Raw genomic sequence first — 18,219 nt, forward strand, 5'->3', positions numbered from 1 at the left:
GTTGCGGCACCGCTCGGGTCCGACAATCTGTAGTAGTTCGGTCCGCGCTAGCGGGGTCCCGGGTAGTCACGCATGGCTTCCGCGGCCTTGCGGGCCTTCCGCTTCGAGCTCGGACGCTTGCGGCGCACGTGCCTGCCCTCGTGCGGCCACTCGGGGCCCTCCGGCCAGGCCGCCACCGCGAGCGGGGCGGCGGCGTGCGGGTTGCGGGCCCGGGCGAGGAACCGCTCGAACCGGGTCGCGCCTGGCAGTTCAACCCGGGCGGACTTGAGCTGGGCGTGGCAGGCCACGCCCGGCGCGGCGGCGATCTCCAGCCAGGACAGCTGCTGGGTCCGCAGGTAGACGGGCGGCATGCCGTAGATCGTGTCGATCGCCTCGACCACCGAGGTGCACGAGCCGGTGTTGCCGTAGAAGCCGTCGCCGTGCGCGTGCAGTTCCGGGTGGTGAGTGTGACCGGACAGGTACCCGGTGTAGCCCTGGCCGATGAGCTCGTCGGCGCGTTCCCGCGCGGCGGAGTTCTGGCTGTAGCCGCGGCCGGCGAGCGCCAGGGCGCTGAGGTTGGTCCACGCCCGGCGGGACACGATCGCGATGATCAGCGCCATGATCGCGATGTCCACCAGCGCGCCGTACCCGAGGATCTCGCCGTCGTGCAGCCACCGGCCGGTGTCGGGGTAACGGTTGCCGATACGGCCGACCTGCGGCAGCACCAGGGCGAACAGCACGATCGGCGCCAGGATGACCCACCACAGGTGGCGGACGAGCTTGCGGTAGACGAGCCGGGAGGCGAGGAACGACGGGAAGTCCGCGGGGTCGGCCATCTCGTGGGCGCCGGTCAGCCAGTCACGGCCGAGCCACTCGACCTTCGGCATCACCTCGCGGACGATGTGGTGGCCGAGCGGCGTGTCGAGCGGGTTGCGCGGGTCATGAAAGCAGTTGTACGGGTCGATCTGGTGGCCGTGCTCGACGCGGATCTTCTCGCCGCTCGGCATCACCAGGTCGGCGGCGAGGCAGAGCTTCGCGCCCGTCGCCTCGCGGACCGCCGTCGCCGCCTTGAGGTCCCAGGCGAGGTCGCCGTCGTGGTTGCCGACGGTGTAGACGACCTGGCCGCCGCCTTCCGTCACGTGCGCGAGCGCCCGGCACAGGTCGTCGTGCGCGTCGAGGACGTCGGCGGCGGCGCGTCCGGGGTGGGCGAGCATCTCCACGATGTCGCCGGCCAGCACCACGGTGAGCGGACCTGGTTCGGCGCCAATCCGGCGAGCGAGTACCTCGCAACTGCGCCCCGAGACCGTCGTCCGCTCTGGCGGCAGGTGCAGATCGCTGATCGCGATCACCTTGCCGCCCGGAGCGACGGATATCTCTAGCCGATCGGAGACGTCAGCCCGCGGCGAAGCCATGACAATCCAGTTCCTTCCCCCGCAGTGATTCCATAATGCACCCGGGGCATCGAGTCCGGTGAGGCGAGGCCCACAAACAGTAGCGCTCTTCCCTGAGTGAGACGTATGGGTTGGCCGAATGCTTGGCCGGCGCTGAGTTGACTTGTACCGTGCCGATCCACGCCATGACAACTACCGGGAAAGCGGCGGTAGTAACGTGTCCGGCGTGAGCCGCATCTACCACATCGCCATCCGCGCCGACTGGGAGCAGGCGCTCGCGGACGGCGTCTACACGCGATCGTCTGTCGACAGAACGCTGGCTGAAGAGGGTTTCATCCACGCCTCCCAGGAGTCGCAGGTCGCCCGCACCGCGAACAAGTTCTACCGGGACGTGCGCGGCGATCTGCTGCTGCTGGTGATCGACACGGACCTGGTGGCAGCCGAGGTCCGCTACGAGGACGTGCCAGGCGCGGACCTGCCGTTCCCGCACATATACGGCCCGCTGAACACCGGCGCCGTGCTCGCCGCGGTCCCGCTGACGGCGGGTCCCGACGGAACGTTCGCCTTTCCGCCCGAGGCTGCTGCGCAGGCGTGACCGCCCTGCCGGGCTGGCGGCGTTTCGATATTCGTCGTACATGCGGGCCCATCGTCGTCTTGCTACGGATCCAGCATGGCTAGCCAAGTTGCCCGCCTCGTGAAAGTCCCTTGAAGGCGCAACTAAATGACCGTGTACGCCCGGCTAACGGGGTGACGCGGCCGCGTCCCTGGCGGCTTCACCTCACCCCGTGCGGATGAGGCGAGGCCGCGCCGCCTCCGGAGAGCATGGTCCCAGCCATCAGGAGGTGGGGTATGAAGACAAACCAGGGCACGGGTAACGACTTCATGGTTGACTCACGGCATCTCATTATCGGCGGGACGCTGTTCGGAATTGGCGTGGGCGCCTGCATCGCGGGGATCGCGATCAGCGGTTCCGCCTTCCTGTCCGCCGTCCAGTCCTGGGTCAGCGCCATGGAGCGCCCGCCCTCAGAGCTTGCCCGCGGCACCTGGGCACAGGCGAAGGCGGCGGCCGCCGCCGGCCGGCAGGCCTGGACGGACAGCTCGCAGGACATCAATCAGCGCGTTCACGCCTGATCAGCACGCACGCGCGGCGACGGTCCTCGGGCCGCGCCGGGCAGCCGTGTGCCGCGGTTAACCGCGGCACACGGCTGTCTTGTCAGGCGAACTAACGGTTCCGCGGCGTCAGCAGCGCCCAGATGACGAGGATGTCAAGGGCGATCACGACGAACGCCCAGACCGGGTAGTACGGCAGCAGCACGAAGTTCATCACCGCGCTGAGCGAGGCGATGACGACGCCGGCGATCCGTGCCCACAGATGGTCGGTGAGCAGCGCCGCGCCGATGACGAACACCACGGCGCCAAAGATCAGGTGCAGCCAGCCCCAGGTATGGACCGAGGTGCTGAAGGCATAGTGCGGCTGGGTCGTGAAGAACGATCCCCTGATCAGGGCGGCGAGGCCCGCGAAGAAGTCGAAGACGCCGGCGATCATCAAGAACACGGCGGCCATGAGCGTCAGCCCGAGCGCGAGGCCGCTCGGGCCCTCGGCCTCGTACGTCACGTCGTCGTAGCCGGGTGCGGGCCGGGGGACGTAGGTCCCCGACGACGCCGACGCGCTGCCTGAGGTGGCAGAGGCGGTGCCCTGTGTGGTGCCGCCCGGCGCGCCGCCGCTTGACGGCTGGTTCTGCATATCGCTCATAAGAGACTTTCTCCTTTCACGCCCGGGGCGCTCGCGCGGTCCCTCGGGCGGAAACAGGTGTTTCGCTGTCTCCCGTCCCAAAAGGTGAATCTCGGTCGATCCTCTCCCGTGCGGGGCAGCCCTGACGTCATCCACCACGGGTGAAACCCGGGGCCGGAGGGGCCGGGTGGACGGTCACCGTTCCGGCGTCCGATGCCGCCGCCGTGACCTCGGGCGGCCGCTGCTCGCCCGAAGGCCGGGTGTGTTCACCCGCCGTGGGTGATGAGCCACCAGCGGTCACGGCCGATGCTGCACGCAAGGGAGTAATCCGGATTCCGGTGACCCCGCAACAGCGACAGGACGATCTGGAGGGCGAGATGGCATCCCTGACCGTGTGGAAGTTCTCCACGCCGTACGGTGCGGAAGCGGCGATGGAGAAGCTGGAGGCGCTGCAGTCTCAGCAGCTCATCACGGTGCAGGACGCCGCCGTGGTCAGCTGGGATGAAGGCAAGAAGAAGCCGAAGACCCATCAGCTGCACGACACCAAGAAGGGTGGCGCGCTCGGCGGCGGGTTCTGGGGCCTGCTGTTCGGCCTGATCTTCTTCGTCCCGATTCTCGGCCTGGCGATCGGCGCGGCCACCGGCGCGCTGTTCGGCTCGCTGGCGGACGTCGGCATCAGCGACTCGTTCATCAAGTCCGTGCGCGACCAGGTCACGCCGGGCACCTCGGCGCTGTTCCTGCTCAGCTCTGACGCGGTCATGGACCGGCTCAGGGAGGAGTTCCCGGCGCATGACGCCGAGCTGATCAGCACGAACCTCTCCACCGAGCAGGAAGCGAAGCTGCGCGAGGCCTTTGCGGACTGACTGCCGCGACGGCCGCGAAGAGTGAGCCTCGAGGGCTGAGGCGCGAGGACTGAGCGGAGGACCGAGCATTGGACGAGGAAAGCCGCGAGCCCGGCGCCGCTACCCCGGGGCAGCCGGGGCAGCCGGGGCAGGCGGACACCGCGCCGCCCGCCGACGTACCCGCCGCCCGCGAGCCTGAGGCGGCGGGCGCCGATCCGGCCGGGGTAAGCCCGGCCGGCGTGGTGCCCGCCGCGAGGGCACCGGACAGTACGCAGGAGGCGCCGGCCGCCGCTGACGAAACGGCCGCCACCGCCGAGGCGCTTGCCGAGGCTGAAACGCTGTCCGGGGAAGCGTCGGGCGGCGAGGCCACCAAGGAGGAGCGCGAAGAGCTCCAGCGGCTCCGCGCCGAGCTCGAGACGCTACGCGGCCGCCACGCCGCCGTGCCGGCCGTGAAGCGGCACGGCCGCTGGCGGGCGCCGGTGGCCTCGCTGCTCATCGTCCTTGGCTGCATCCTCGCCCCGCTGGCCGTGGTCGGCGTGTGGGCCGCGCAGCAGGTGTCCAACACCGACCGGTTCGTGGCCAACATGGAGCCGCTGATCCACGAGCCCGCGATCCAGAGCGCGCTCAGCGCCAGGATCAGCGCGCAGATCGAGGCCAGGATCAACGTGCCCGCTCTGGTCGACAGCACGTCGTCGCAGCTGGCGAGCGCGCACCTGCCGCGGTTGTCGCAACTGGTGCAGACCTTCTCCGGACAGATAGAAAGCGGTGTCAACAGCGCGATCCACACCGGGGTGTCCCGGGCGGTGGCGAGCCCGGCGGTGGCCACGCTGTGGGTCACCGCGCTCAGGACCGCGCACACGGGCGTGGTGAAGGTGCTGTCCGGGCAGGGCAACGGCTCAGTCAGCGTGGTGAACAACCAGGTGGTGGTCAACATCGGGCCGCTCGTCACCCAGGTGAAGGACACTCTGGTCGCGCGCGGACTGACCATCGCGGAGAAGATTCCCGCCGTCAGCGCCACGTTCCCGCTGTTCGAGGCGCCGAACCTGGCGAAGGCGCAGCAGGGTTACCGGCTGCTCAATACGCTGCGCTGGGTGCTGCCGTTCGCCTCGCTCGCGCTGCTCGGCGCCGGCATCTGGGTGGCGCGCAACCACCGGCACGGGCTGATCGGCGCGGCACTGGGCCTCGCCGCGTCCATGCTAGTGCTCGGCATCGTCCTGACGATCGCCCGCAGCGTCTACTTGAACAGCGTGCCGTCGACGGTGAATCACGACGCGGCGGGGGTGCTTTACGACACGCTTATCCGCTTCGTCAGGCAGGCGCTGCGGGTGCTGCTGCTCGTCGGGGTCATCGTCGCGATTGGCGCGTTCCTGACCGGCCCCTCGACCACCGCGGTCGCCACCAGGCGCGCGATGAAGTCGGGCATCGGCTGGCTGCGCGAGCGGGGCGAGCAGCGCGGGCTGAACGCCGGCCCGGTCGGCGAGTGGGCGGCGGCGCACAAGACGGTGCTGCGCGTCGGCGCCGTCGCTCTGGTGGCGCTGATCTTCGTCTTCTGGAGCCACCCCACACTCGCTGTGGTGATCTGGCTGATCGTGCTGCTGCTCGTGCTGCTCGGGGTGATCGAACTGATCGGCGGCAGGCCGCGGGTCGCGACGGCGGCGGGGACGGGCGCCGCGCCGCGCGCCCCGTAGCCGGCCCTCGTCAACAGAAAGCAAGGCGGGCCGGGCCGTCAGGCAGGCCAGAAGGAGGGGACCAGTGCTCGCCCAGGCCGCGGGATTCGCCGTACTCGCCGCCATCTCGCCGACCGCGCTCCTGGTCATGGCCGTGTTCCTCGGCTCGGACAACCCACGGCGGATCGCGGGGCTCTACGTTACTGGCGCCGTGGCGATGACCGTGGTGATGGCGATCACGGTCTTGCTCCTGCTCCAGGCCGCCGGCCTCAACCAGCCGCGGCAGCACGAACCCAGGTACGGCCTCCGTCTCGGCCTGGGCATTCTCGCGCTCGTCTTCGCGGCCGTACTGATCATGCGCGCGCGGCGGGCGTCCGCCGCCATCGCGGGCATCCCGTGGCCGGAGCCCGCCGCGATGAACGGCGCCGGGGTGAGCGGCACGCCGCGGCCTACCTCCGCCGTGGTCGCAGGTCCAGTGGGTGAGGGCGCAGTGGGTGCGGGCACCGGGGCGGCGCCCGCGTCGGTGAGAGACAAGGCGCGCAAGCCCGGCCTCATCGCCAGGCTCACCGCGAGCCCGCGGCCGGTGACCGCCTTCCTGGCCGGCGTGGTGCTGTTCGCGCCGTCGACCACGTTCATCGCCGCCGTTCAGGTCATCGCCACCTCCGACGCCAACATCTCGCTTGTCGCGCTCGCGATGCTTATCGTTGTCGTGCTGACGGCGCTGACCGTCTGGCTGCCGCTCATCGCCTACTTCGCCGCCCCCGAGGCCACCACGCGCACGCTGCGCAATGCCAACGCGTGGCTGGTCGCGAACGGCCGCATGCTGGCAGTCAGCGCCCTGCTGATCGCCGGCGTGGCCCTGGTGGTCAACGGCGCGCTCAACGTCTGACACCGCCGCAAGGACCCGCCGCGCGTGCCAGCAAGCCGTGATTTACGTCACGCCGACGTGCCGTAAAACTTGCCACGGGCGTCCCATTTACGGCACACTGGTGTTGTGAAAAACTCGGGGACGGCTCAGACGGCCGCTGCTGTCGTTTCAGCAGGGGCCGGACGTGGGTCCGGCGCGCCCGAGCACACCCGCGGCCAGGTGGCCAGGCTGATCCTCGAGCTCGGCCCGTGCACCGCGGCGACACTCGGCGGCCGCCTCGGCCTGACCCCCGCCGCCATCAGGCGTCACCTGGACAACCTCATCGCCGACGGCATGATCGAGACGCGCACCGCCCGGACATACGGGAATAGGGGACGTGGCAGGCCCGCTAAGGTCTTTGTCATCACCGACGCGGGTCGCAGCGCCTTCGAGCACGCCTATGACGACCTGGCGACCAGCGCGCTGCGGTTCCTCGAGGGAACCTACGGCACGCAGGCGGTCGCCGAGTTCGCCAGGCAGCAGGTCTCCGAGCTTGAGCGTCGCTACACGGCGGTGCTCGACCAGGCCGGCGGTGCGCTGGCCGCCCGGGTGCAGGCCCTGGCGGACGCGCTGTCCGCCGACGGGTACGCCGCCTCGGCGGGCCCGGCGCCCGCGGTGATCCCCGCGGGGAAGGGCACCACAAGCGGCGCCGCGCACGGCAGCACAGTGAGCGGCGAGCAGATTTGCCAGCACCACTGCCCGGTCGCGCACGTCGCGGCCGAGTTCCCGCAACTTTGCGAGGCGGAAACGGAGGCGTTCGGCCGGCTCCTCGGAACCCCGGTCAGGCGGCTCGCCACCATCGCGCACGGCGACGGGATCTGCACTACACACGTGACCTGTACCTCACGGGAAACGACACCAACGAGTCCGGAGGGCTCTACATATGACGACCACCGCGAATGACCAGCTCGAAGGGCTGGGCACGTACAAGTTCGGCTGGGCCGACTCTGACGTGGCCGGCGCGTCCGCTAAGCGCGGGCTCTCCGAAGAGGTGGTCCGCGACATCTCCGCCCGCAAGAGCGAGCCTGCGTGGATGCTCGAGAACAGGCTCAAGGGGCTGAAGTACTTCGGCCGCAAGCCGATGCCGAGCTGGGGCAGTGACCTGTCCGGCATCGACTTCGAGAACATCAAGTACTTCGTCAGGTCGACGGAGAAGCAGGCGGAGTCGTGGGATGACCTCCCGGCCGACATCAAGAACACCTACGACAGGCTCGGCATCCCCGAGGCTGAGAAGCAGCGCCTGATCGCCGGCGTCGCGGCTCAGTACGAGTCCGAGGTCGTCTACCACAAGATCCGCGAGGACCTCGAGGAGAAGGGTGTCATCTTCCTCGACACGGACACCGCGCTCAAGGAGCACCCGGACCTGTTCAAGGAGTACTACGGCACGGTGATCCCGGCGGGCGACAACAAGTTCGCCGCGCTGAACACCGCGGTGTGGTCCGGCGGCTCGTTCATCTACGTGCCGAAGGGCGTGCACGTCGAGATCCCGCTGCAGGCCTACTTCCGCATCAACACCGAGAACATGGGTCAGTTTGAGCGGACGCTGATCATCGTCGACGAGGGCGCCTACGTGCACTACGTCGAGGGCTGCACCGCGCCGATCTACAAGTCGGACTCGCTGCACTCCGCGGTCGTCGAGATCATCGTCAAGAAGGACGCCCGCTGCCGGTACACGACCATCCAGAACTGGTCGAACAACGTCTACAACCTGGTCACCAAGCGCGCCGTCGCCTACGAGGGCGCGACCATGGAGTGGATCGACGGCAACATCGGCTCCAAGGTGACGATGAAGTACCCGGCGGTCTACCTGATGGGCCCGCACGCCAAGGGCGAGACCCTGTCCGTCGCGTTCGCCGGCGCGGGCCAGCACCAGGACGCGGGCGCCAAGATGGTGCACTGCGCGCCGAACACCAGCTCCACGATCGTCTCCAAGTCGGTCGCGCGGGGCGGCGGCCGCACCAGCTATCGCGGCCTGATCAACGTGCAGGAGGGCGCGACGCACTCCAAGTCCACGGTCAAGTGTGACGCGCTGCTTGTCGACACGATCAGCCGGTCTGACACCTACCCGTACAACGACATCCGCGAGGACGACGTTGAGATGGGCCACGAGGCCACCGTCTCGAAGATCTCCGCGGACCAGCTGTTCTACCTGATGTCCCGCGGCCTGACCGAGGACGAGGCGATGGCGATGATCGTCCGCGGCTTCGTCGAGCCGATCGCCCGCGAGCTGCCCATGGAGTACGCCCTGGAGCTCAACAGGCTGATCGAGCTGCAGATGGAAGGAGCGGTTGGTTAATGTCGGGCCTGTCGGGGGCGGTCGAGACCGTCCCGGTTTCTGATCTGCATGCCCTCGGGTCGACCGACCCGGCGGACTTCGCGGTCCCCGGCGGCCGCGAGGAGGAGTGGCGGTTCACCCCGCTGAACCGGCTGCGCGGCCTGCACAAGGACGCGGCGCTCACCGGCGCCGTCACCGTCGACGTCGGGGCCGCGCCGGAAGTCGCGGTGGAGAAGGTCACAATTGACAATTCGGAACGGGTTCGGCTTACCGCGGCCGGCTCATTCCTCCCCACTGATCGGGTAAGCGCCAGGGCGTTCGCCGCCGTGACCGAGGCGACGGTCCTCACCGTGCCGAAGGAAGCGGTCGCCTCCGCCCCCACGTACGTCCGCGTCACCGGCACGGGGACCGAGACCGCGGCCGCGGGGCACCTCGTCATCGACGTGCAGCCCTACGGCCGGGCTACCGTGATCATCGACCAGCGCGGCTCGGCGACCTACGCGAACAACGTGGAGATCCACGTCGGCGACGGCGGCGACCTGACCGTCGTGGCGCTCGCCGACTGGGCCGACGACACGGTCCAGGTGGCGCACCACGTGGCGAGGCTCGGCCGGGACGCGCACCTGGCGCACTACGCTGTCACCCTCGGCGGGAACCTGGTCAGGCTCTCGCCGACCGTCAGGTACGACGGTCCAGGCGGCGACGCGGAGCTGTACGGCATCGTGTTCGCCGACGCCGGGCAGCACCTGGAGCACCGGCTGTTCGTCGATCACGACACGCCGAAGTGCCGCAGCCGCGTCGGCTACAAGGTCGCGCTGTCCGGCGAGCAGGCGCACACGGTCTGGATCGGCGACGTGCTCATCAGGCCCGAGGCCACCGGCACCGACACCTACGAGTACAACAGGAACCTGGTGCTCACCGACGGTGCGCACGCCGACTCGGTGCCCAACCTGGAGATCCTCACCGGCGAGATCGTCGGTGCCGGGCACGCGTCGGCGAGCGGCAGGCTGGACGACGAGCAGACGTTTTACCTGCAGGCCCGCGGCATCCCCTTCGAGGAGGCCCGCCGCCTGGTGATCCGCGGGTTCTTCGGCGAGCTGATCGCCAGGATCGGCGTGCCTGACCTGGAGGAGCGCATCACAGGCGCCATCGAGGCCGAACTGTCATGAGCCAGCAAGAGTCAGCCGCATTCGTTCGGGCGTGCGGTGTTTCTGATCTTAAGGACGACGGCGCGATCAGCGTTGTGCTCGGCGGCGACGAGGTCGCGATCGTGAAGACCAACGGAGAGGTCTTTGCGATCAAGGACTGGTGCTCGCACGCCGCGGTGCCGCTGTCCGAGGGCGATGTGGACGGCTACACCATCGAGTGCTGGCTGCACGGATCGTGCTTCGACCTGCGCACCGGCAAGCCGACCTCGATGCCCGCCACCGTTCCTGTGCCCGTTTACCCCGTGAAGATCGAGGGCGACGACGTCCTCGTCGCTATAGAGGAGTCATAATGTCCACCCTGGAGATCCGCGACCTGCATGTCGCCATCAGTGAGGCCGACGGCAGCCTGCGCGAGATCCTGCGCGGCGTTAACCTCACGATCCGCGACGGGGAAACCCACGCCATCATGGGCCCGAACGGCTCGGGCAAGTCCACCCTGGCCTACGCCCTTGCCGGGCACCCGAAGTACACGGTGACCTCGGGCACGGTGACGCTGGACGGCGAGGACGTGCTGGCGATGTCCGTAGACGCGCGCGCCAGGGCCGGCCTGTTCCTCGCCATGCAGTACCCGGTCGAGGTGCCCGGCGTGTCGGTGTCGAACTTCCTGCGCACCGCGGTCACCGCGACGCGCGGCGAGGCGCCCAAGCTGCGCGACTTCATGAAGGAGATGCGCGGCGCGATGAGCGGCCTGTCCATCGACCCGAAGTTCGCCGAGCGGTCGCTGAACGAGGGCTTCTCCGGCGGTGAGAAGAAGCGCCACGAGATCCTCCAGCTCGAGCTGCTCGACCCGAAGATCGCCGTCCTCGACGAGACCGACTCGGGCCTGGACGTCGACGCGCTCAAGGTCGTGTCCGAGGGCATCAACCGCTTCCGGGCCAAGCCGGGCCGCGGGGTGCTGCTTATCACCCACTACACGCGCATTCTCCGCTACGTCCAGCCCGACTACGTGCACGTCTTCGTGGCCGGCCGGATCGTCGAGGAGGGCGGCCCCGAGCTGGCCGAGGTGCTGGAGAACGAGGGCTACGAGCGGTTCACGGGAGCGGGCGCATCGGCATGACCGACACCGTGCTCGACACCATCCCGTACGACGTCGACGCGATCAGGAAGGACTTCCCGATCCTGTCCAGGACCGTGCGGAACGACAAGCCGCTTGTCTACCTGGACTCCGGCGCCACCTCGCAGCACCCGACGGTCGTGCTCGACGCCGAGCGTGAGTACTACGAGCGGCACAACGCCGCCGCGCACCGCGGCACCCACCTGCTCGGCCAGGAGGCGACGGAGATCTACGAGGGGGCCCGCGTCAAGCTGGCGTCCTTCCTCGGCGCCGCCCGCCCCGAGGAGATCGTCTTCACCAAGTCGGCGACCGAGGGGATCAACCTGGTCGCGTTCGGGCTCGCCTGGTCGCTGCGGCCCGGCGACGAGATCGTGATCTCGGAGATCGAGCACCACGCCAACCTGGTGCCGTGGCAGCAGCTCGCGCTGCGCACCGGGGCGACGCTCAAGTGGTTCAAGGAACTGCCCGACGGCCGGCTGGACATCGACCCGTCGCTGATCACCGAGCGGACCAAGATCGTCGCGGTGACCGGGCAGTCGAACGTCACCGGCGTGATCCCGCCGCTGCGCGAGATCGGCGAGCTGGCGCACGCGGTCGGCGCGCTGTACCTGGTGGACGGGGCGCAGCTGGTGCCGCACCACCCGGTCAACGTGCAGGAGCTCGGGGCGGACTTCCTTGCCTTTTCCGGGCACAAGATGCTCGGCCCGCTCGGCCTTGGCGTGCTCTACGGCAAGTACGCGGCGCTCGACGCGCTGCCCCCGTTCCTCACCGGCGGCTCGATGATCGAGGTCGTCCGGATGGAGGAGACCACGTTCCTGCCGCCGCCGGCGAAGTTCGAGCCCGGCGTCCCCGCGGTGTCGCTGGCCGCGGGCCTCAGTGCGGCGGTGGACTACCTGTCCGCGCTCGGCATGGACAACGTGGCCGCGCACGAGCAGGCGCTGACCGCCCACGCGCTCGAGGCGCTCGGCGAGATCGAGGGTGTCCGCATCCTCGGCCCGCTGACCACGGAGAACCGCGGCGGGACGGTCGCGTTCGAGGTCGAGGGCGTGCACGCGCACGACGTCGGCCAGGTACTTGACGAGCTCGGCGTCGCGATCAGGACCGGCCACCACTGCGCCTGGCCGCTGCACCGCACCCTCGGCTGCCAGGCATCCAACCGGGCGAGCTTCTACATCTACAACACGCACGCCGAGATCGACGCCCTGGCGGACGGCATCCGCTACGCCAAGAAGTTCTTCCGGGCATAACGGCAGGAACACTGGGTAACCGCACGGCGTTACAGAAGGCACTATGCAGCTTCAGGACATGTACCAGGAAATCATCCTGGATCACTACCGGAACCCGCACCACAAGGGACTGCGGGATCCGTTTGACGCGCAGGTCTACCACGTCAACCCGACCTGCGGCGATGAGGTGACGCTGCGCGTCCAGCTGAAGGGCAGCGGGGACGACGCCGTGGTCGAGGACGTCTCCTTCGACTCCCTGGGCTGCTCGATCAGCCAGGCGAGCGCGTCGGTGATGACCGACCTGGTGATCGGCAAGCCGGTCGGCGAGGCCATGAAGATCAGCGAGGCCTTCCTTGAGCTGATGCAGTCCAAGGGCCAGCTCGAACCCGACGAGGACGTCCTCGAGGACGCGGTGGCATTCGCGGGCGTGTCCAAGTACCCGGCGCGCATCAAGTGCGCGCTGCTCGGCTGGATGGCCTGGAAGGACGCGACCGCCCAGGCGCTTTCGCACACAGACAGCAACTCCGACACCAACGGGGGACAGGCATGACCGAGAACTCGGCAGCTACCGCGGCCGTTCCGGGACTCACCGACGAACAGGTCAAGCAGAAGACCGAGGACATCCTTGAGGCGCTGCGTGACGTGGTTGACCCCGAGCTCGGCATCAACGTTGTCGACCTGGGCCTCATCTACGGGGTCCTGCTCGACAGCCCCGACCGCTGCACCATCGACATGACCCTGACGAGCGCCGCCTGCCCGCTGACCGACGTGATCGAGGAGCAGGCCGCCGAGGCGCTCAAGGACACGGTTGATGACTTCTCCATCAACTGGGTCTGGATGCCCCCGTGGGGCCCGGAGAGCATCACCGACGACGGCCGCGAGCAGCTCCGCGCCCTCGGCTTCAACATCTAGCACCAGCCTTGGGCGAAACGGCGGGCGCGGGAGATACCCCCGCGCCCGCCGTCGCATCAGCCATGCCCTCGACCTGCCGCCGACCTAAGCCCGTTCTGTCGGCGATCAGCGCCACGGTTCGGCGCCAACCTGTGCCACGGCCGGCCAGGCCCGGGGACCGGCATCCAAGGGCAGAGCGGGCCGCTCACCCCAGCCACCCGCACACCTCAGCCAGCTTTCCCGGTTTCCTCAGATCCGCTGACGCCCGCCGGGGGACCGCGCCTGCCAGAGCGCGCGGGCCAGGCCAGCCCCGCAGCAGGGCGCCGCGTTACCCAGCAGGCCTCCGCAACTCGCCGAGGATCTCCTCAAGCTTTGCTTCGAGGGCATCGAACCGAAGGTCAACCGCCGCACCGAATACCGCGTATTCGAGGGCGGCTATGCGCTCTTCGAGCGATGGGGGAGTAGTCATGGCGTCATCGTAGGAGGCGCCGCCGACAATTCAACGGATTTTCTAAGATGTGTCGTGAATGGCAATTCGTTGCCAACTGAGTGACCAGAAATGGCAACGCCTTGCGCAATGGCGTTCGTTGCGAGTTGCTCTGAGTTGCGGCATGGGCTCTGCCTGCACGGCCTGGTCTTGGGAGCCCCCTCCGTGGTGGTGGCGGCCGCTGTGCGCGGTGTCACCGATGTTGGATAGTCGCGACCCAATGATGTGACGCTAGATGACGATGAGCCGCGCGCCGCCAATCTGGCCGTCCAAGCTTGGCATGATTATGGAAACTTTTCTCCTGATGGAAACAAAGACCCCGATTCGGGGGAAAAGTTTCCATTGAAATCCGAATTTCCATGATTATGTTCAGACCATTGCCGCCGGGCCGGGGCGGGTGTGATCAGCCTGGTTCCTGAGGTCCGTTAGCTGACCGCTGGCGGCTTCTGGCCGTGCTCGCGACAAGCCCCGGGCAGGCGCGTCGCCAAGCGACCGCGTCGCGAGGCGAACGTTGCTAGGCGGGCACGTTGCGGGCGTAGAACGGGCGGGTGCTTCCCGCGATCCAGGCGTCGATCGCGGCGAGCGGCGCAAGCGCCTCCGGCTGGTCCTCGCCCGCGACCCGCTCGCCGGGAAAGGTGATGTCCAGCGGGAACGGGACGCGCAGCGCGACGGATGCCGCCGCGCGCTCGATGGCCCGCGCGGCGGCGGCGCGCGAGTCCTCGCGCGTCGGCTCGTCGAGTACGACGGAGATCACCAGTCCCTCGCCCTCTCCCGGCGCCGACAGCCAGGCGCGGGACGCCTGGCGGACCGGGGGCAGCGCCCGCAGCGCGGTGCGCGTCTCGGCGAGCAGCGCGGACGGCTCGGCCGGCGGGTGACCGATCAGGAAGTCGACGCCGCTGCCGTGCACCAGCTGCCCAAGGGCAAGCCCGCCTGGCGCGCTCTCGCGGCCCGCCCGGCCGCCGCCCGCCGCCACGGCGCTCTCCCGCATGGCGAGCCTGGCCAGGTACGGCACGCACTCGGGGTAGATCGGGAGCCCCGTGGGAGTGTCCGGGTTGATCGCCAGGCCGAGGCCCGCAGGCACCCGCTGGGCCAGGCCTCCGGCGGGCACCACGACGTGCGGCGCGATCCGCGGGTCGCCCGCCCGCTGCCATGCCCTGCCGTTCTCGCCGCGGTCGGCCCAGGCGGTGAGCCGCTGCACGGAGGTGAAACAGGGCACGAAGTCGGTGCCCTGATAGCCGATGAGCGGCAGCCGCACCGCGGCGCCGTCGGTGAACGGGCGGTGCCTGAGGGGCAGCGGCACCCACAGCCGGGACACGGCGAGCTGAGTGAGCAGCAGGGGCAGTTCGCTCGGGTTGCGTGCCGTCGCGGTCAGCATGCGCTCGATCGCCTCGAACGAGGAGTAGTCTCCCTCCCGGGTGTCTCTCGTCCCTCCCCAGGCGACCGCCCCAGGGCGGATGATCGCCCCGCCGTGCGCGATCAGCTGTGGCGGGACGATGGCGTGCGGTGGGGCTGGTGCGACCGTGGGAGCGGCAGGGCCGTCATGGCTGACAGTGGGCGCCGCGCCTTCGGGAGGAACGGGGGGTTGCCCCCCCGAAAGAGAGCTGCCCGGACCCGTGCCTGGATCGTTCGGGAGCATCAGGTTGTTCCTTGTTTAGTCTTGTGCGCACGTCACCCGTGCACCTGGTATGTTGCACGGTTAGTAAACAGGATAGGGCAGTGTGTAGTGAAGAACGTCGCTGGTAGTGGCGCTAAATGGCTCGACGTTTCGGCCGAGCGCTTCCCCGGCTGGATCGCCTCCTTCGCCCGCCGGCACGCGGTTTCCGCACCCTCAGCCGGCGCGGAGAGCACCCAAGCCGACGCTCAGGAAGGCGCGAAAATCGACGTCAAGGAAGGTGCGGCAATCGAGCCGCAGGAGGACGCGCGGAACGCGGCGCGATCCGGTGCGGGCGACCGGCTCGCGGTGACGGTCGACGGCGCCATGGTGACGTTCACCGCACCGGACGGCGCGGTCGCGCAGTGTCACCCCCCGTTCCCGGAATCGTTCGCGCCGCCGACCGCGGGTCCAGGGCAAGCCGGCCCGGGGCCGGACGTGATCGCCGAGGCGATCTCCGCGCACGCCAGGACGCCCCGCACCGTCGGCGTCCTCCTGGTCCGGCTCGGCGGGTACGCCGCCGGGGTCTTCACCGGCTACCCGCCTGAGCTCGCCGACGCGAAGGCCGGTGCGCGGCCGGTGCACGGCCGCAGCGCGGCGGGCGGCTGGTCGCAGCATCGGTTCGCCCGGCGCAGGGAGAAGCAGGCGAACGAGGCCCTGGAGGCGGCCGCCGACACGGCCGTCTCGATATTCGGCCGCGGGCCGCGGCTCGACGCGGTCGTGCTCGGCGGCGACAAGCGCGCGATGGCGGAGCTGCGCGGCGATCCGCGGCTCGCCAGGTACCTGGCGCTCGCGACGGAGCGCTTCCTCACCGTCCCCGATCCGAAGCGTGCCGTCCTGCTCGATACACCCCGGCTGTTCACCGCCGTGCGGATAAGGATTACGGAGCCCTAAGCCCCATCCGGTATTCTTGTTAATCATGATCGTCGCCAGTGGCATTGAGCTGCGTGCTGGTGCCCGGCTCCTGCTGGCGGACGCGTCTTTCCAGGTCGCTCAGGGCGACCGGATCGGCCTTGTGGGCCGGAACGGCGCAGGCAAGACCACCCTCGCCAAGGTGCTGTCAGGCGCCGGACAGCCCGCATCGGGAACCGTAAGGCACTCCGGTTCCGTCGGCTACCTCCCGCAGGACCCCAGGACCGGGGACCTTGACGTGCTCGCGCTCGACCGCATCCTGTCCGCGCGCGGCCTCGACGAGGTGCGCAACGAAATGCGCCGGGCCGAGACGCTGATGTCCGACCCCGACCCAGCCAAGGCGGAGAAGGCGATCCGCCGCTACGGAGCGCTCAGCGACCGGCTCGCGGTGCTCGGCGGGTACGCGGCCGAGTCCGAGGCGGCGTCCATGGCGGCCTCACTCGGCCTGCCTGACCGGGTGCTGCAGCAGCCGCTGCACACCCTGTCCGGCGGTCAGCGCCGCCGGGTCGAGCTGACCCGCATCCTGTTCTCCGACGCCCAGACGTTGCTGCTCGACGAGCCGACCAACCACCTGGACGCGGACTCGATCATCTGGCTGCGCGACCACCTGAAGAACTACCGCGGCGGGCTGCTGGTGATCAGCCACGACGTCGACCTGGTCGAACAGGTCGTCAACAAGGTCTTCTACCTGGACGCGAACCGCTCGGTGCTTGACATCTACAACGTCGGCTGGAAGGCCTACCTGGCGCAGCGCGAGGCCGACGAGCGCCGTCGCAAGCGGGAGCGGGCCAACGCCGAGCGGCAGGCCTCCGCACTGCAGCTGCAGGCCGCCAAGCTTGGCGCCAAGGCGACGAAGGCCAAGGCCGCGCAGAACATGCAGCGCCGCGCCGACCGGCTGCTCGACGGCCTTGAGGGCGAGCGGCAGGCGGACCGCGTGGCGAAGCTCCGGTTCCCGGAGCCCGCCTCGTGCGGCAGGACGCCGCTGACCGCCTCGGGGCTGTCGAAGTCCTACGGGTCTCTCGAGGTCTTCACCGATGTGGACCTGGCGATCGACCGGGGCAGCCGGGTGGTCGTCCTCGGGCTCAACGGCGCCGGCAAGACCACGCTGCTGCGGCTGCTCGCCGGCGTGGAGAAGCCGGATACCGGGGAGGTCGTCCCCGGTCACGGCCTGCGGCTCGGCTATTACGCCCAGGAGCACGAGACGCTCGACACCGAGCGGTCACTTATCGAGAACATGCGCACCGCCGCGCCCGAACTCACCGATACCGAGCAGCGCAAAGTCCTCGGCTCCTTTCTCTTCTCCGGCGACGACGTCGATAAGCCGGTCGGCGTTCTATCAGGTGGCGAGAAGACGCGATTGGCGCTTGCGCTTCTCGTTGTCTCCGGGGCGAATGTGCTGCTGCTCGACGAGCCGACGAACAACCTGGACCCGGCCAGCCGCGAGGAGATCCTGGCAGCGCTCGCAGGCTACCGCGGCGCGATCGTGCTGGTCACCCACGACGAGGGCGCAGTGGACGCGCTTTCGCCCGAGCGGGTGATCGTGCTGCCCGAGGGAACGGAAGACACCTGGTCGGCTGATTTCGCCGACCTGGTCGCTCTCGCCTAGCCTTTTCCGCCCGTGTTAACAACAGGGCGCATTGCGAATCAGCCGCATTGTGAACTATCCCCCTATGCGGCTGGCCAACACCGTCCCGATAGGTGATCATTGCGGGAGGGGAAGTAACGCAATGAGTACTATGCCTTACGGGAGGTTAAGGTGGCCGACACCCTCAGGAAAGGCACCCGCGTCACCGGGACGGACCGCAGCGAGCTGGCGACCGACCTGAAAGAGCGGTACGACGCGGGCGAGTCCATTCGTTCCCTGGCGACCGCCACGGGGCGCTCATACGGGTTCATCCACCGTATCCTCACCGAGACCGGGGTCACCCTGCGCGGCAGGGGCGGCGCGGCACGGAAGTAGGCGCCCGCAGACGATAAGCACCGCGTCGGCTATTAGC

At 69.1% G+C, this 18,219-nt stretch carries 20 protein-coding genes; 16 read left to right on the forward strand and 4 right to left on the reverse strand.

Translation table 11 applies throughout. From position 1 onward, the window contains the following. Nucleotides 1-47 precede the first annotated feature (47 nt). A complete protein-coding gene (locus EAS64_RS09480; protein ID WP_145852569.1) occupies nucleotides 48-1,391 on the reverse strand; it encodes a metallophosphoesterase in 1,344 nt (447 codons plus the stop codon). A 205-nt stretch (nucleotides 1,392-1,596) separates the two neighbouring features. On the opposite strand from EAS64_RS09480, the gene EAS64_RS09485 reads away from it, so the two are divergent. Continuing rightward, nucleotides 1,597-1,965 carry a DUF952 domain-containing protein gene (locus EAS64_RS09485; protein ID WP_145852570.1) on the forward strand — a complete coding sequence of 123 codons (369 nt, stop codon included), beginning with the start codon at nucleotides 1,597-1,599 and terminating at the stop codon, nucleotides 1,963-1,965. 254 nt (nucleotides 1,966-2,219) lie between these two features. Then, nucleotides 2,220-2,501, forward strand: a complete 282-nt coding sequence (locus EAS64_RS09490; protein ID WP_145852571.1) for a hypothetical protein — start codon at nucleotides 2,220-2,222, stop codon at nucleotides 2,499-2,501. A 91-nt stretch (nucleotides 2,502-2,592) separates the two neighbouring features. Here the strand turns inward: EAS64_RS09490 and EAS64_RS09495 are convergent, their stop codons facing one another. After that, complete coding sequence (locus EAS64_RS09495; protein ID WP_145852572.1) at nucleotides 2,593-3,123, reverse strand: DUF7144 family membrane protein; 531 nt, start codon at nucleotides 3,121-3,123, stop codon at nucleotides 2,593-2,595. 356 nt (nucleotides 3,124-3,479) lie between these two features. On the opposite strand from EAS64_RS09495, the gene EAS64_RS09500 reads away from it, so the two are divergent. From EAS64_RS09500 to EAS64_RS09550, 11 genes are all read left to right on the forward strand, one after another. Further along, complete coding sequence (locus EAS64_RS09500) at nucleotides 3,480-3,965, forward strand: DUF1269 domain-containing protein (protein ID WP_145852573.1); 486 nt, start codon at nucleotides 3,480-3,482, stop codon at nucleotides 3,963-3,965. 68 nt (nucleotides 3,966-4,033) lie between these two features. Continuing rightward, nucleotides 4,034-5,632, forward strand: a complete 1,599-nt coding sequence (locus EAS64_RS09505) for a hypothetical protein (RefSeq protein ID WP_145852574.1) — start codon at nucleotides 4,034-4,036, stop codon at nucleotides 5,630-5,632. Nucleotides 5,633-5,696: 64 nt separating this feature from the next. Further along, a complete protein-coding gene (locus EAS64_RS09510) occupies nucleotides 5,697-6,500 on the forward strand; it encodes a GAP family protein (protein ID WP_145852575.1) in 804 nt (267 codons plus the stop codon). A 105-nt stretch (nucleotides 6,501-6,605) separates the two neighbouring features. Next, nucleotides 6,606-7,421, forward strand: coding sequence for a helix-turn-helix transcriptional regulator (locus tag EAS64_RS09515; protein WP_145852576.1), 816 nt, complete (start codon nucleotides 6,606-6,608; stop codon nucleotides 7,419-7,421). Then, entirely contained in the window at nucleotides 7,402-8,814 is a 1,413-nt protein-coding gene (gene sufB, locus EAS64_RS09520; protein WP_145852577.1) for a Fe-S cluster assembly protein SufB, read from the forward strand. Before EAS64_RS09515 ends, sufB begins: the two co-directional genes overlap by 20 nt. Then, on the forward strand, nucleotides 8,814-9,962 hold the full coding sequence (sufD, locus tag EAS64_RS09525; protein WP_145852578.1) for a Fe-S cluster assembly protein SufD: 1,149 nt from the start codon (nucleotides 8,814-8,816) through the stop codon (nucleotides 9,960-9,962). The genes sufB and sufD overlap by 1 nt, the downstream gene beginning before the upstream one ends. Continuing rightward, complete coding sequence (locus EAS64_RS09530; RefSeq protein WP_145852579.1) at nucleotides 9,959-10,291, forward strand: non-heme iron oxygenase ferredoxin subunit; 333 nt, start codon at nucleotides 9,959-9,961, stop codon at nucleotides 10,289-10,291. Before sufD ends, EAS64_RS09530 begins: the two co-directional genes overlap by 4 nt. Beyond that, nucleotides 10,291-11,058 (forward strand): Fe-S cluster assembly ATPase SufC, encoded by a 768-nt coding sequence (gene sufC, locus EAS64_RS09535; RefSeq protein WP_145852580.1) that lies wholly within the window; start codon nucleotides 10,291-10,293, stop codon nucleotides 11,056-11,058. The genes EAS64_RS09530 and sufC overlap by 1 nt, the downstream gene beginning before the upstream one ends. Beyond that, nucleotides 11,055-12,302, forward strand: a complete 1,248-nt coding sequence (locus EAS64_RS09540) for an aminotransferase class V-fold PLP-dependent enzyme (protein ID WP_145852581.1) — start codon at nucleotides 11,055-11,057, stop codon at nucleotides 12,300-12,302. Before sufC ends, EAS64_RS09540 begins: the two co-directional genes overlap by 4 nt. A gap of 43 nt (nucleotides 12,303-12,345) precedes the next feature. Beyond that, the gene (gene sufU / locus EAS64_RS09545) at nucleotides 12,346-12,831 is read left to right on the forward strand and encodes a Fe-S cluster assembly sulfur transfer protein SufU (RefSeq protein WP_145852582.1); all 486 of its coding nucleotides are present in this window, start codon (nucleotides 12,346-12,348) and stop codon (nucleotides 12,829-12,831) included. Continuing rightward, nucleotides 12,828-13,193 carry a metal-sulfur cluster assembly factor gene (locus EAS64_RS09550; RefSeq protein WP_145852583.1) on the forward strand — a complete coding sequence of 122 codons (366 nt, stop codon included), beginning with the start codon at nucleotides 12,828-12,830 and terminating at the stop codon, nucleotides 13,191-13,193. Before sufU ends, EAS64_RS09550 begins: the two co-directional genes overlap by 4 nt. Nucleotides 13,194-13,500: 307 nt before the next feature. Here the strand turns inward: EAS64_RS09550 and EAS64_RS43435 are convergent, their stop codons facing one another. Then, entirely contained in the window at nucleotides 13,501-13,641 is a 141-nt protein-coding gene (locus EAS64_RS43435) for a hypothetical protein (protein ID WP_187365810.1), read from the reverse strand. Nucleotides 13,642-14,173: 532 nt separating this feature from the next. After that, complete coding sequence (locus tag EAS64_RS09555) at nucleotides 14,174-15,295, reverse strand: SseB family protein (protein ID WP_145852584.1); 1,122 nt, start codon at nucleotides 15,293-15,295, stop codon at nucleotides 14,174-14,176. Between the two features lie 87 nt (nucleotides 15,296-15,382). Between EAS64_RS09555 and EAS64_RS09560 the strand changes: the two genes are divergently transcribed. The 3 genes from EAS64_RS09560 to EAS64_RS09570 all read left to right on the forward strand — a co-directional run bounded on the left by EAS64_RS09560 (nucleotide 15,383) and on the right by EAS64_RS09570 (nucleotide 18,182). Beyond that, nucleotides 15,383-16,204 (forward strand): acVLRF1 family peptidyl-tRNA hydrolase, encoded by an 822-nt coding sequence (locus EAS64_RS09560; protein WP_145852585.1) that lies wholly within the window; start codon nucleotides 15,383-15,385, stop codon nucleotides 16,202-16,204. A gap of 25 nt (nucleotides 16,205-16,229) precedes the next feature. After that, nucleotides 16,230-17,828, forward strand: coding sequence for an ABC-F family ATP-binding cassette domain-containing protein (locus tag EAS64_RS09565; protein ID WP_145852586.1), 1,599 nt, complete (start codon nucleotides 16,230-16,232; stop codon nucleotides 17,826-17,828). Between the two features lie 150 nt (nucleotides 17,829-17,978). After that, nucleotides 17,979-18,182, forward strand: coding sequence for a helix-turn-helix domain-containing protein (locus EAS64_RS09570; RefSeq protein ID WP_145852587.1), 204 nt, complete (start codon nucleotides 17,979-17,981; stop codon nucleotides 18,180-18,182). Nucleotides 18,183-18,219 lie beyond the last annotated feature (37 nt).

Origin of the sequence: Trebonia kvetii (assembly GCF_007827045.1) — a bacterium.
In the GTDB taxonomy this organism is placed as follows: Bacteria; Actinomycetota; Actinomycetes; order Streptosporangiales; family Streptosporangiaceae; genus Trebonia; species Trebonia kvetii.